Annotated in this window: 12 protein-coding genes; 4 read left to right on the forward strand and 8 right to left on the reverse strand. The window is 72.8% G+C overall.

Annotation, left to right across the window (positions count from 1 at the left end; all coding sequences use genetic code 11):
* Window positions 1-27 precede the first annotated feature (27 nt).
* On the reverse strand, window positions 28-603 hold the full coding sequence (locus HNR25_RS06335) for a MarR family winged helix-turn-helix transcriptional regulator (RefSeq protein WP_312862388.1): 576 nt from the start codon (window positions 601-603) through the stop codon (window positions 28-30).
* Between the two features lie 221 nt (window positions 604-824).
* On the opposite strand from HNR25_RS06335, the gene HNR25_RS06340 reads away from it, so the two are divergent.
* Window positions 825-2,498 carry a glycosyl hydrolase family 18 protein gene (locus HNR25_RS06340; protein ID WP_184633779.1) on the forward strand — a complete coding sequence of 558 codons (1,674 nt, stop codon included), beginning with the start codon at window positions 825-827 and terminating at the stop codon, window positions 2,496-2,498.
* 74 nt (window positions 2,499-2,572) lie between these two features.
* Here the strand turns inward: HNR25_RS06340 and meaB are convergent, their stop codons facing one another.
* On the reverse strand, window positions 2,573-3,517 hold the full coding sequence (gene meaB / locus HNR25_RS06345) for a methylmalonyl Co-A mutase-associated GTPase MeaB (protein WP_184633780.1): 945 nt from the start codon (window positions 3,515-3,517) through the stop codon (window positions 2,573-2,575).
* Window positions 3,518-3,777: 260 nt separating this feature from the next.
* On the opposite strand from meaB, the gene HNR25_RS06350 reads away from it, so the two are divergent.
* Window positions 3,778-4,326 carry a PPOX class F420-dependent oxidoreductase gene (locus HNR25_RS06350; protein ID WP_184633781.1) on the forward strand — a complete coding sequence of 183 codons (549 nt, stop codon included), beginning with the start codon at window positions 3,778-3,780 and terminating at the stop codon, window positions 4,324-4,326.
* On the opposite strand, the gene HNR25_RS06355 is transcribed toward HNR25_RS06350, so the two are convergent.
* Both HNR25_RS06355 and HNR25_RS06360 read right to left on the reverse strand, forming a co-directional pair.
* Window positions 4,221-4,925 carry a carbon-nitrogen hydrolase family protein gene (locus tag HNR25_RS06355; protein WP_184633782.1) on the reverse strand — a complete coding sequence of 235 codons (705 nt, stop codon included), beginning with the start codon at window positions 4,923-4,925 and terminating at the stop codon, window positions 4,221-4,223. The two genes, HNR25_RS06350 and HNR25_RS06355, sit on opposite strands and share 106 nt — an antisense overlap.
* A 111-nt stretch (window positions 4,926-5,036) precedes the next feature.
* On the reverse strand, window positions 5,037-6,230 hold the full coding sequence (locus HNR25_RS06360) for an acetyl-CoA C-acetyltransferase (protein ID WP_184633783.1): 1,194 nt from the start codon (window positions 6,228-6,230) through the stop codon (window positions 5,037-5,039).
* 86 nt (window positions 6,231-6,316) lie between these two features.
* Between HNR25_RS06360 and mce the strand changes: the two genes are divergently transcribed.
* Together mce and HNR25_RS06370 are read left to right on the forward strand one after the other, a co-directional pair.
* Window positions 6,317-6,760, forward strand: a complete 444-nt coding sequence (mce, locus tag HNR25_RS06365) for a methylmalonyl-CoA epimerase (protein WP_184633784.1) — start codon at window positions 6,317-6,319, stop codon at window positions 6,758-6,760.
* A gap of 579 nt (window positions 6,761-7,339) precedes the next feature.
* Window positions 7,340-8,668 carry a DivIVA domain-containing protein gene (locus HNR25_RS06370; protein WP_184633785.1) on the forward strand — a complete coding sequence of 443 codons (1,329 nt, stop codon included), beginning with the start codon at window positions 7,340-7,342 and terminating at the stop codon, window positions 8,666-8,668.
* 120 nt (window positions 8,669-8,788) lie between these two features.
* Here HNR25_RS06370 and HNR25_RS06375 read toward each other — a convergent pair whose 3' ends face one another.
* The 4 genes from HNR25_RS06375 to HNR25_RS06390 form a co-directional block, all read right to left on the reverse strand.
* Window positions 8,789-9,526 (reverse strand): alpha/beta hydrolase, encoded by a 738-nt coding sequence (locus HNR25_RS06375; RefSeq protein WP_184633786.1) that lies wholly within the window; start codon window positions 9,524-9,526, stop codon window positions 8,789-8,791.
* A 62-nt stretch (window positions 9,527-9,588) separates the two neighbouring features.
* A complete protein-coding gene (locus HNR25_RS06380; protein ID WP_184633787.1) occupies window positions 9,589-9,906 on the reverse strand; it encodes an Rv1322 family protein in 318 nt (105 codons plus the stop codon).
* Window positions 9,907-9,999: 93 nt separating this feature from the next.
* A complete protein-coding gene (locus HNR25_RS06385) occupies window positions 10,000-11,190 on the reverse strand; it encodes a 3-hydroxyacyl-CoA dehydrogenase (RefSeq protein ID WP_184633788.1) in 1,191 nt (396 codons plus the stop codon).
* A gap of 127 nt (window positions 11,191-11,317) precedes the next feature.
* A complete protein-coding gene (locus HNR25_RS06390; RefSeq protein ID WP_184633789.1) occupies window positions 11,318-11,704 on the reverse strand; it encodes an SCO5389 family protein in 387 nt (128 codons plus the stop codon).
* Window positions 11,705-11,929: the final 225 nt, after the last annotated feature.

Raw genomic sequence — 11,929 nt, forward strand, 5'->3', positions numbered from 1 at the left:
GCCGCCGCGCCCGGCGGGCGCCGGAGGCTACTCGTCCGCGCCGGTGCCGCCCGGGTCCCGGTCCGGGTGCTCGCCGCGGTGCAGGTCGCCGCGCTGTGCGGCGGGGAAGTCGCCGAACTCCACCCGGAGCTCGGCGAACAGGGAGTGGATCTGCCAAGCCTGTTCGTCGGAGTAGCAGTCCAGCCCGAAGTCCATGGCGACCAGGTCCTGTGTGGCCTGCTCGACGACCTCGCGGCCGCTGCCGGTGATCTCGGCCAGGGTGCCGCGGCCGTCGCTGGGGTTGGGCTTGCGGCGCACGAACCCCTGGCGCTCCAGCCGGTCGATGGTGTTGGTGACGCTGGTCGGGTGCACCATCAGCCGCTCGCCGATCTTGCCGAGCGGAAGCTCGCCGGTCGCGCTGAAGGTGAGCAGGACCAGCGCCTCGTAGCGCGCGAAGGTCAGCTCGTAGGGCTTCAGCGTGGTGTCGAGTTGGCCGATGAGGATCTGCTGGGCGCGCATGATCGAGGTGACGGCCGCCATCGAGGGGTTGGCTCCCCAATGGCGCGTCCAGTTGTCGTGCGCGCGCTCGATGGGATCGAAAGGAAGATTCAGCGGGTTGCCCACCCGGACACTGTATCGAGCCGCCGATGCCCCCATACCCGCAGAAACCGCTCGGCGGGCGACAGTTCGCAAGCCGAACCGCCCCGAAGCCGGTCGCACGGGCGCTTGTGCGCGCCGCGGCCGCTGCGGCGATCGGAGCACGATCGGGTCCCCCCCTTGAACTCGACAGTACTGATAGTAAAGTTTCCTAAAAATTATCCCCCGTCAGGACGGAGCGCGCCACCATGGCCACCCCCCGCCACCGACCTCCCGCACGGACCGCCGCCGCGGCCGCGATCCTCGTCGCCGTTCCCCTGGTGTCCGCGACCCAGGCGTCCACGGCCGCAGCCGACACCACCGCGCCGGGGACGCTCACCGTGACCCAGATCGAGAACGCCCGCTGGCCCGGCGGCTACCAGGCCGAGATCACCGTCGCCAACGGCACCGGCTCCCCGGTGAGCGACTGGACCGTCGACTTCTCCCTGCCCGACGGTGCACAGGTCGAGCACCTGTGGAACGCGTCCCTCGACGAGGACGGCGACGGCTACACCGCCACCCCGCCAGCATGGGGCGCCGCGATCCCCGCCGGCCAGAGCTACACCTTCGGCTACAACGGGGAACTCTCCGGACGCAGCACCGATTTCACCGCATGCACCGTCGACGGCGCGCCGTGCTCCGGCAACGAGTACCGCCAGGTCGGCTACTTCACCCAATGGGGCGCCGCCGACCGCGGCTATCTGGTCGAGGACCTGGTCGACAGCGGCCAAGCCGAGCGCCTCACCCACCTCAACTACGCCTTCGCCAACCTGGACGAGAACGGGCGCTGCTTCATGTCCGACGAGGACGGCGAAGGCGACGCCCACGCGGACTACGGCCGGACCTACCCCGCCGCCGAATCCGTCGACGGGGTCGCCGACTCCGCCGATCAGCGGCTGCGCGGCAGCTTCAACCAGCTCCGCGAGCTCAAAGAGCGCTTCCCCGACCTGCGCGTGAGCATCGCCATCGGCGGCTGGGCCTGGTCCGACCACTTCTCGGACGCGGCACTGCCCGAGAACCGCGAAGCCGCCGTGGAGTCCTGCGTGGACATGTTCCTGCGCGGCGACCTGCCCGAGCTCAACGGCGCCGGCGGCCGCGGCGCCGCGGCCGGCCTGTTCGACGGCATCGACCTCGACTGGGAGTGGCCCGCCACCCCGGGCGAGCCCGGCAACGTGGTCCGCCCGGAGGACAAGGAGAACTTCACCGCGCTGGTGCGGGAGTTCCGCGACCAGCTCGACGCGCTGGAGCGGGAGAAGGGCCGCGAGTTCGACCTGACCGCCTTCGTTCCCGCGAGCACCGGCGCCGTCGAGGCCGGCTACGAGGTCGGCAAGCTCGCCGACGAGTTCGACTTCATGAACGTGCAGGGCTACGACTTCGCCGGCGCGTGGAACCCCGCCTCCGGCCACCAGTCCAACGTCCGCGTCCCCGAAGGGGACCCCGCAGACGCCCCGCGCAGCTACGAGACCGTCGTCCAGACCTACCTGGACCGCGGCGCCGATCCCGAGGACCTGGTCATGGGCCTCCCGTTCTACGGCCGAGGCTGGACCGGCGTGCAGCCCGGACCGCGGGGCGACGGCCTCTGGGCCCAGGCCGACGGCGCCGCCTCCGGCGAGTGGGAGCCCGGGTTCAACGACTACAGCGTCCTCAAGGACTACGCCGGAACCGACGGTTTCGAGCTCTACCGCGACGACCGCGCGGGAACGGCCTGGCTCTACGACGGCACCGAATTCTGGAACTTCGACGACCCGACCGCCATCGCGCAGAAGGCCGCCTGGGCACGCGAAGCCGGACTCTCCGGCGTCATGAGCTGGTCGCTGGACGGCGACGACGCCCAGGGCAGTCTCACCCGAGCGTTCGACGGCGAACTGAACGGCCGCGGCTGACCCGCGCACCCGCTGCGCAGGGGCCGTCCGGGACGCACCGCGCCACCGGCCGGCCCCTGCCCGGGCCCGGACGGTCAGCTCTGCAGAGCGGCCAGGACCGTGTCGGCGGCCGCGTAGGGATCGGCGCCGGCGGCCACCTCGTCGGCGAGCGTGTCCAGCGCCGCGTGGCCGCGGACGTCGGCCAGCCGCCGGGTCAGCTCCTCCATGGCGATGCCCTCGATCTCGCGACGGGCGCGGTCGCGGCGGCGCGCGTGCAGCCCGCCTGAGGCCCGCAGGTGCTCGACGTGCTCGTCGAGTCGGGCGAGGAGGTCGGCGACCCCCTCGCCCGCGGCCGCGGTCATGCTCACCACTGGCGGCTTCCATTCGTCCGGCTCCCGGTCGACCTGGGCGACCATCTGGCGCAGGTCCCGCACGGCGGCCCGCGCTCCGTCGCGGTCGGCCTTGTTCACGGCGAGGACGTCAGCGACCTCCAGCACGCCGGCCTTGCCCGCCTGCACGCCGTCGCCCATTCCCGGCGCCGACAGCACGACGGTGGTGTCGGCGTGGGCGGCGATGTCGACCTCGGCCTGGCCCACCCCGACCGTCTCGACCAGCACCGCCCCGAATCCGGCGGCGTCGAGGACCCGCAGCGCGTGCGGCGCCGCCCACGACAACCCGCCGAGGTGGCCGCGGGTGGCCATCGATCTGATGTAGACGCCGGGGTCGGTGGCGTGCTCCTGCATCCGGACCCGGTCACCCAGCAGAGCGCCGCCGGTGAACGGCGAGGAGGGGTCGACGGCCAGCACGGCGACGCGGTCCCCGCGCTCTCGCAGAGCCGTGACCAGGGAACTGGTGGACGTGGACTTGCCGACGCCGGGCGCGCCGGTCAATCCGACGATCCGGGCGCGGCCGGTGTGGGCCGCCAGCCCCGAGACGATCTCCCGCAGCTCGGGCGCCGCATCCTCGACCAGAGAGATCGCCCGGGCGACCGCTCTCCGGTCCCCGTTCAGCACCCGCTGCACCAGGCCGCCGACGTCCATCGGGCTCCTTCCGCGCTCACCGAAGCCATTCGGGCATCCGAGTATCGCAATCCCGGGTTCCCGGGCGCACGCGCCCCTGCCCCCGGACGGCGAACGGCCGACCGCCGCGCCCGCCGAAATCCGCCGGGGCATACCGGCGGGCTCGGTACCCTCCGCCCGGAGCGGCGCAGGCGAGCGCGGGCGGGCCCGCGTCCGGACCGGCGCGCACCGACCGCGTCCGGGACCGGACGGCCCCGCCATGGCGGGGAGCGACGCCGAAGATGTCCTTCACCGACGAAGAGGCCGCGTATCTGCGCGAAAACCCGATGGGTCGCCTGGCGACCGTCGCACCGGACGGCTCGCCCGACGTCGTCCCGGTCGCCGTGGAGTTCGACGGCGCGTACCTGTGGGTGGGCGGTGGCTCCGCCGTCACCCGTACCCGCAAGTTCCGCAACGTCGCGGCCGGCGGTGAAAAAGTCGCCCTGGTCGTGGACGACACGGTGTCGTTCGCTCCCTTCACCGCCCGCGGTATCCGGATCTACGGCGCGGCTGAGCAGCCGTTCGAGCGCGTGGGGATGGTCGGACCCGGCGTCTACATGCGCATCGCGCCGACCGTGTCCTGGAGTTGGAACATGGCGGGCGAGCCCGTCGGCGAGACCTGGTACGCGACCCGGCGCGCCCATCACGGCCGGCACGGCCGGCCCCGCCGACGGGAGCGGACGGATCAGTCCAGCACCATGCCGACGACGGCGCCCGGCTCGCCTCCGGCTTGGGCGGCGAGGGCGCCGCCGGGGCGCCACACCCCCGAGCGGCCGAGAGTGCGGCTGTAGCCGCCGCCGGTCGGTCCGGCGAAGCTGGCGACCGCGACCCACATGCCGTGCTCCGCGGCGGCGCTCGCGGCCCGCTGCTGCTGGACCTGCGCGTCGTGGGCGTGCTCCAGGGTGGCGGCGATGTAGATGTCGGCACCCAGATCAGCGGTACCCGCGGCGTGCGCGGCGACGCCGAGGTCCTTGCAGACCGCCAAGCCGAGGCGGCGGCCGTCGACGTCGAGGACGGCGGGCCCGGCGCCGGGAGCGAACCGCTCCGGCTCGGCCCCGCCCAGCCACGTCTTGTCGTAGACGTGGGCGGCTCCGCCGCCGTCGACGGCGAGCACGGCGATGTGCACGGCACCGTCCCCGCCCCGGACGGGGGCGCCCGCAAGCGCGGTCGCGCCCGCCCGGGCACACGCCTGCACGATCGGCTCCAGCCGCGCGTCGTCGCAAGCGAGGGCGGGCGCGTCCAGTTCGTAGCCCGTCAGCGACAGCTCGGGGAAGACCACGACACGGGCTCCGGCGGTACGCACCGCCTCGGCGTGCGCGCGAGCGTTGGCCGCCGCGTCGCGCGCCCGGCACACGGGCTGGGCGAGTGCGATCGCCAGAGGTGCGCGCACGGGTACCGTCCGTTCTCCGCTCGCGAGGCCGGCTGCCGGGCTCCGGGTGCGGGCGCCGGGTGCGGGCGCCGGGCGGGGTCCGCCCCGCAACCGGCGCCCCTGCGGCGCGGCTCAGGCTCCGGGAACCTTCAGCAGCAGGGCGTCGCCCTGGCCGCCGCCCCCGCAGAGGGCGGCCGCTCCCAGCCCGCCGCCCCTGCGGCGGAGTTCGTAGACGGTGTGCAGGGCCAGCCTGGCGCCGGACATGCCGATCGGGTGGCCCAGGGCGATGGCGCCGCCGTCGGGGTTGACGGTTTCGGTGTCCTCGGGCAGGCCGAGGTCGCGCATCGACTGCAGGGCGACGCTGGCGAAGGCCTCGTTGATCTCGATCAGGTCGAGGTCGGAGGCTGCGGTGCCGGTCTTGCCCAGCGCGTGGCGGATGGCGTTGGAGGGCTGGGACTGCAGCGCGTTGTCGGGGCCGGCGACGTTGCCGTGCGCGCCGACCTCGGCGAGGATCCCGCAGCCCAGTTCCTCGGCCTTGGCCCGGCTCATCACGACCAGGGCGCAGGCGCCGTCGGAGATCTGCGAGGAGGTGCCGGCCGTGATGGTGCCGCCCTCGTCGAAGGCCGGGCGCAGGCGCCCCAGGCTCTCGGCGCTGGTTTCGGCCCGCACGCCTTCGTCTTCGGCGAACAGGCGGTCCTCGCCCTTGCGCTGGGGGATGCGCACCGGGGCGATCTCGTCTTCGAAGCGCCCGTCCTCGATGGCGGCGGCGGCCCGCTGGTGGGAGCGGGCGGCGAAGGCGTCCTGCTGTTCGCGGCCGATGCCCAGGCGTGCGTTGTGCCGCTCGGTCGAGGCGCCCATGGAGTCGCCGTCGAAGGCGTCGGTCAGCCCGTCGTGGGCGGTGGCGTCGAGGACCTCCACGGAGCCGTACTTGTAGCCCTGGCGCGCCTTGGGCAGCAGGTGGGGGGCATTGGTCATGGACTCCATGCCGCCGGCGACGACCACGTCGAACTCGCCCGCGCTGATGAGCTGGTCGGCCAGCGCGACGGCGTCCAGGCCCGACAGGCAGACCTTGTTGATCGTCAGCGAGGGCACGCTCATCGGGACGCCGGCCTGCACGGCGGCTTGGCGCGAGGGGATCTGGCCCTGGCCGGCCTGCAGGACCTGGCCCAGGACGACGTAGTCGACCCGGTCGCCGGGCACCCCGGCCCGCTGCAGGGCCGCCTCGATCGCGAAAGCCCCCAGCTGGACGGCTGAGAACCCGGACAGCGATCCGAGCAGGCGGCCGATCGGGGTCCGCGCCCCGCTGACGATGACGGATCCGGGCATTTGACGAGCCTCCGTTGCGTTCCTGTCCGACCTCGTCTGCCACGATACATACACGTCGTTCGGCGGATTCTGGAGAGGTGGAGCCCGTGCTGACCCGGATCGACCATATCGGCATCGCCTGTTTCGACCTGGATGCGACCGCGGACCTGTACCGCCGGGTGCACGGTTTCGAGGTCGCCCATGAGGAGGTCAACGAGGAGCAGGGCGTGCGCGAGGCAATGCTGCGCGTCAACGGCACCGACGACGGCCATGCGACCTACCTGCAGCTTCTGGAGCCGGTCCGCGAGGACTCCGCTGTAGCGAAGTTCCTGGCGCGGCACGGCGAAGGGGTGCACCACGTCGCCTTCGGCACCGGCGACGTCGCCGGTGCGTCCGCGGAGATCGGCGGCGCGGGGGTGCGGGTGCTGGACGCGGCCCCCCGCCCGGGGTCGATGGGCTCGTCCATCGCCTTCCTGCACCCCAAGGACTGCGGCGGGGTGCTGACCGAGCTGGTGCAGGCCGCCGGCCCCGAGGAGGACGAGCGGGGGTGAAGCGCCGGGACCGGCGGGTGCCCGGTCCGGCCCCTCTGCCGCTCCCGCTCCTGCCGCGAAGGGCGCGTGCGGGCGCCGCCGGTTATGCTGAAGGCGGCGCCGCGGGCCGCACGCGGCCGCCGGCGGCGCCGCCGGTACGCGGCACCGCGTGCGGCTGCCCGCTGCGGCGGATCCGTCACCGCGGAGTCCTCGCACGTCCGGTCCCCGTTCACGCGGCCGCCCCCGATCGAAATGCCGCGAACCCTCCTCCGCGGGGCGTTGAGCTTGATAAAGTCTGCTAGCTGCCGGAACTTCCGGTACGACCTGTCCCCCGCCCGTCACGGCCTACGGAGTCGGGCAAGCCGCGCACAGCGTCCACGTCCGTCGGCAAAGCCCATTCGCTCCCTTCCCTACCAAAGGAGCGAACTCGCCCACGGAGGGGCACTTCTCGGAGTACCCTCGCCGGGAACAACTCGCGAAACCGCTGGATCGTGGCGAGAGGAGCGGCCGCACGCGCCGACGCCGGGCCGCACACACCCCCGACTCGACACGAACACCCCCGTAAGTAGCCGTCTCGTCACTCGTTCAGGATTCCGCCACATGTCGTCGTCCGATATTGAAGCCCAGCTGACCAATTTCTTCGAGGAAGGCAACCAGGCCACCGAGTTCGACGTGGTCCTGCGCGGTTACGACCGGTCGCAGGTGCAAAGCTACGTCGACCAATTGAAAACCGAGCTCCAGCAGGCGCGGGAAGAATCCGAGCAGAGCCGCAACGACCTCTCCGAGGCCAAGGACCAGCTGCAAGAGCAGGAGCGCCCCACCTATTCCGGGCTGGGCGCCCGCATCGAGCAGCTGCTGCGCCTGGCCGAGGAGCAGGCGACCGAGCTGGTTCAGGGCGCCCGCGCCGAGGCCAACGACATCAAGTCCGAGGCCAAGATCGAGGCCGCCGAGATGCGCTCGGCCGCCGAGAACGAGGCCAACGACCTGCGCACGACGGCCCAGCGCGAGGCCGACGAGATGCGCTCCTCCGCCGAGAACGAGGCCGAGGAGATCCGCACGACCGCCCAGCGCGAGTCGGAGGAGCTGACCTCCACCACCGAGCGCGAGGTGCAGAAGAAGCGGTCGGCCGTCGACCACGAGATCGCCGAGAAGCGCGCCACGTTCGAGGGCGAGATCGCCAAGCTGCGCACCACCACCGAACGCGAGTGCGCCCAGGCGCGCGCTTCGGCCAAGCGCGAGCGGGACGAAACCCTGCAGACCGCCAAGCGCCAGTCCGACGAGATGCGGGCCCAGGCCCAGCGCACGCTGGAGGAAAGCGAAGCCAAGCGCGCGCAGGAAGAGGCCGAGTTCGAGATCCAGCTGGCCAGCCGCCGCGAGGAGGCTGAGCGCCAGGACGCCGAGCGCCTGGCCGCCGCGCAGGCCGCGACGCAGAAGCTGGTCTCCGAGGCCGAGGAGCGGGCCGCTAGCGCCGAACAGCGGGCCACCAAGGCCAGCAACCAGTCGGAGCAGACCCGGCGCGACGCCGAGCAGCACGCCAAGCAGCTCGTCAACAACGCCAAGAAGAACGCCGAACAGGTCAGTGCCGAGGCCAAGTCCAAGGCCGACCACCTGGTCAGCGACGCCAAGGCCGAGGCCGACCGCATCATGGGCGTCGCCCAGCAAGAGGTCGAGGAGATGAGCCGCCAGCGCGACAGCATCCAGTCGCACCTGGACCAGCTGCGCCAGCTCCTCGGCGGCGGCGGTGGGGACCCCTCGGCGGCCGCCGCACCCGCGGCGCCCGCGCCCGCGCAGGTGGCCTCCTCCGAGCCGGCCGCGGCGATCGAGTCGCAGAACGACGATCAGCAGTCCGCGGGCGAGAAGTCCGAGAAGCAACCGGTCACCGCCGCGTCCGGCAGCAAGGCCGACGACGAGGACTGGTGGCAGGAGTAGTCACCGCCCGCCGGACCGCTTCCGGGCGGAGGCGGCCCTGACACCGCGAATGGCCCCGGCCTCCCGGATCGCTCCGGGAGGCCGGGGCCTGCCTGTGTCGGGTGTCCGGTCCGCGGGGCGTCAGCCGGCGGAGGCCGCGCGCTCGTACGGGCCGTCCCACTCCACGGGCAGGGGCGCCGCGTCGGGCGCGACGTGCTCGACGACCGTGTTCAGCACGGTGCGCACGTAGGGCTCGCCCACCCACAGGTGCTTGGCGCCGTCCACTCCGATCACCTCGGCCTGGCGTACGCGCGCGAAGCGCTCGCGGGCCTCCTCCGGCCGCAGGTAGTCGTCGAACTCCGGCACCAGGGCCACCAGCGGTGTGCCGGCGTCGTTCCACACGTCCAGGTCGGAGTCGGCGGCCCGGTGCAGCGGCGGCGACAGCAGGATCGCGCCCTCGACCTCGGGATCGCAGCCCCACTTCAGCGCCAGCTCGGTGCCGAACGACCAGCCGAGCAGCCAGGGCCGGGGCAGTTCTTCGAATTCGGCGTACTCGATCGCGGCGGCCACGTCGTAGCGCTCGGTCTCGCCCTCGCCGAATTCGCCCTGGCTTTTGCCGTGGTGCGACTCGGTGCCGCGGGTGTTGAAGCGCAGCACCGCCACGTCGGCCAGCGCCGGCAGCCGGTAGGAGGCCTTGCGCAGCACGTGGCTGTCCATCATGCCTTCGGCCGTGGGCAGCGGGTGCAGGCACACGAGCGTGGCCGCGGGCCGGCGCCCCTCGGGCAGGGCCAGTTCGCCGACGAGCTCCAGGCCGTCGGCGGTGTGCAGGGTGACAGGGCGGCGCTCGGCGGGCAGCACCGTTGTGGCGCGGATCTGCATCGGTCCTCGGTTCGCAGAAGGGGCGGGCTCAGCTCCGGCGGGCGGGCCGGCGGGCCGCGGAGTCAGCGCCGCGGATAGCGCACGCCGCGATCGGCCCGGCGCTCCCAGCACGAGCTGTGCCAGTGGCGGCGGTCCCGACCGTCGCCGAACGGCCGCCATGCCACCACATGCGGCATGGACGGCGGGATCTCCTGGTAGCAGCCGGGGCAGCGGTAGGCCTTGGTCGCGGCGGATCCGGTGATCCGGCGGACGGCCCACTCGCCGTCGGGGCCGTTCTCCCGGCGCTCGGCTCCGGTGACGCGGTTGAACACGGCGTCCTCGCCGCCGGTCGGGCGGCGTCCTCCTTGGCGGCGGCGGGGCGTATTGCGGCGCGGACTCACCCTTCCAGGGTAGAGGCAGCCGCGAACCGCACCCGTCCCCGGCCCGGTCCACGCCGGGCCCGCAGGCGGCGCCGCCCGGCGGCGGGGCGGTCTTCAGCGCAGGCTGTCCTGCCCGGTGACTTCCATCGCCAGCAGCACCGGGGCTGCGGCGGCGGTGGTGAGGCGGGCCGGGGTCGGCGCTTCCAGCACCGCGCCGAACCACGGGATGCCGCGTTCCTCGAACAGCTCCACCGGGCCCTTGGGGTAGCCGCAGCCGAACCGCATGGCGGTGTCCACGTCGGCGGCCGAGGCGTAGCCGTCGCCGACCATCCGCAGCGCGTCGTTGACGTGCGGGACGAGCAGCATCGCCGCCAGGTCGAAGCCGAAGCTCTCCGAACGCACGGCCTGGGCGAGCGGCCCGGTCGGCGGCTCTTCGGCGGGGTCGGAGGGGCCGCTGTAGTCGTAGAAGCCGCGCCCGGCCTTGCGGCCCAGGCGCCCGGCGGCGACCATGCGCCGCAGCAGGGGAGTCGCCGCGTACCGCTGGATGCGGAACTCGTCCCACAGCACGTCCATGACCGCCAGGCACACGTCCACGCCGACGAGGTCGGCGAGTGTCAGCGGCCCCATCGGCAGGTCCGCGTCCTCGGTGACGGCGGCGTCGATCTCCTCGCGCGAGGCGATCTTGCGTTCGTAGGCCGAGATCGCGTCGTTGATGAACGGCACGAGCAGAGCGTTGGCGGCGAAACCCGCCCGGTCGGCGACGGTGACCGGGGTTTTGCCGATGCGCTTGGCCACCTCGGTGGCGATGTCGACGGTGGACTGGGAGGAGCTGATGGTGCTGACCACCTCGGTCAGTTTCATCACCGGAGCGGGGTTGAAGAAGTGCAGGCCCACGACCTTGTCGGGACGCCCGGTCAGCGCGGCGACCTCGGTGACCGACAGCGAGGAGGTGTTGGTCGCCAGGATCGTGCCCGGCGGACAGATGCGGTCGAGATCGGTGAAGACGTCGCGCTTGAAGTCCATGCGTTCGGGGACGGCCTCGACCACGAAGTCGGCGTCGCGCAGATCTTCGCGGTCGGTGGTGAAGGCGATGCGGTCGAGGATGCCGCTGCGCTCCTCGGATCCGAGCTTGCCCTTATCCACCGCTTTCGCCAGCGATCTGCGCACGTGATCGCGGCCGCGCTCCATGGCGGTGCCGTCGATCTCCACCCCCGACACCTGGAATCCGGCCCGGGCGAACACCTCGGCGATGCCGGCGCCCATGGTGCCCAGACCGACCACTCCGACCTTGTCAAATTCCTCCATGCGACCACCCTACGCGGTCGCCCGCGGGCGCTCGCGCACGGACGCCGCCGCAGAACCGGCACCGCGGCGCCGGTTCTGCGCGGAACCGGCGCCGCGGATTCCGCACTCCGCGGACCGCGGGCGCCGGTCAGCAGTCGACGAGCTCGGGCGACTGGTTGAGCAGTTGGGCGCGCGGCGAAGTGAACTCCTCGCGGGCGGCGTCGGCGCCGGGCTTGAACAGCGCGACGCGGTGGCAGTTCTGGAAGGCCAGCCGCATGCCGAAGTGGCGCTCCACGGCGTCGCGCATGGCGTCGCTGGCCAGCAGCCGCAGCAGCTGACCGCGCTCGGTCTCGCCGGGCGGGGGCACCTCGTTGGCTTCGTATTCGGCGTCGCCGGCCGCGGCCCGCTCGGCCAGCCCGCTGACCACGCTCCAGGCGTAGGGCAGCGATTCGCGGATGCAGGCGATGAAGTCGGTGTTGTCGACGGGGCCCTGCTCGGCCTTGCTCTGAAGTTCCGGCGAAACCGTCAGCGACATGGACGTCCCTCTCTCGTTGGCGACCGGGGCGAGACGCGAACGCCGCGGGCTGGGCCGTGCGGCGCCGGCGCTCTCGCACACCGGTGGCGACGTTAGTGATCCGTGCGCTCAGCGTCACGGGGCCGGGGAGCCACACCTGGCTACCCCCGGCGCTATACGAAAATAGTTTTCATTACCGTTAGCCGCCACCGGTTCGAGGGAATCGGCGGCACCGATGTCCGCGCG

Origin of the sequence: Streptomonospora salina (assembly GCF_014204715.1) — a bacterium.
Lineage (GTDB): Bacteria > Actinomycetota > Actinomycetes > Streptosporangiales > Streptosporangiaceae > Streptomonospora > Streptomonospora salina.

Excerpts from the sequence above, each read along its gene's own strand:
- meaB (WP_184633780.1), bottom strand. The coding sequence starts at position 3,517 with ATGGACGTCGGCGGCCTGGTGCAGCGGGTGCTGAACGGGGACCGGAGA.
- HNR25_RS06360 (WP_184633783.1), bottom strand. The coding sequence starts at position 6,230 with ATGCCCGGATCCGTCATCGTCAGCGGGGCGCGGACCCCGATCGGCCGC.
- HNR25_RS06375 (WP_184633786.1), bottom strand. The coding sequence starts at position 9,526 with ATGCAGATCCGCGCCACAACGGTGCTGCCCGCCGAGCGCCGCCCTGTC.
- HNR25_RS06370 (WP_184633785.1), top strand. The coding sequence starts at position 7,340 with ATGTCGTCGTCCGATATTGAAGCCCAGCTGACCAATTTCTTCGAGGAA.
- HNR25_RS06385 (WP_184633788.1), bottom strand. The coding sequence starts at position 11,190 with ATGGAGGAATTTGACAAGGTCGGAGTGGTCGGTCTGGGCACCATGGGC.
- HNR25_RS06350 (WP_184633781.1), top strand. The coding sequence starts at position 3,778 with ATGTCCTTCACCGACGAAGAGGCCGCGTATCTGCGCGAAAACCCGATG.
- HNR25_RS06390 (WP_184633789.1), bottom strand. The coding sequence starts at position 11,704 with ATGTCGCTGACGGTTTCGCCGGAACTTCAGAGCAAGGCCGAGCAGGGC.
- HNR25_RS06340 (WP_184633779.1), top strand. The coding sequence starts at position 825 with ATGGCCACCCCCCGCCACCGACCTCCCGCACGGACCGCCGCCGCGGCC.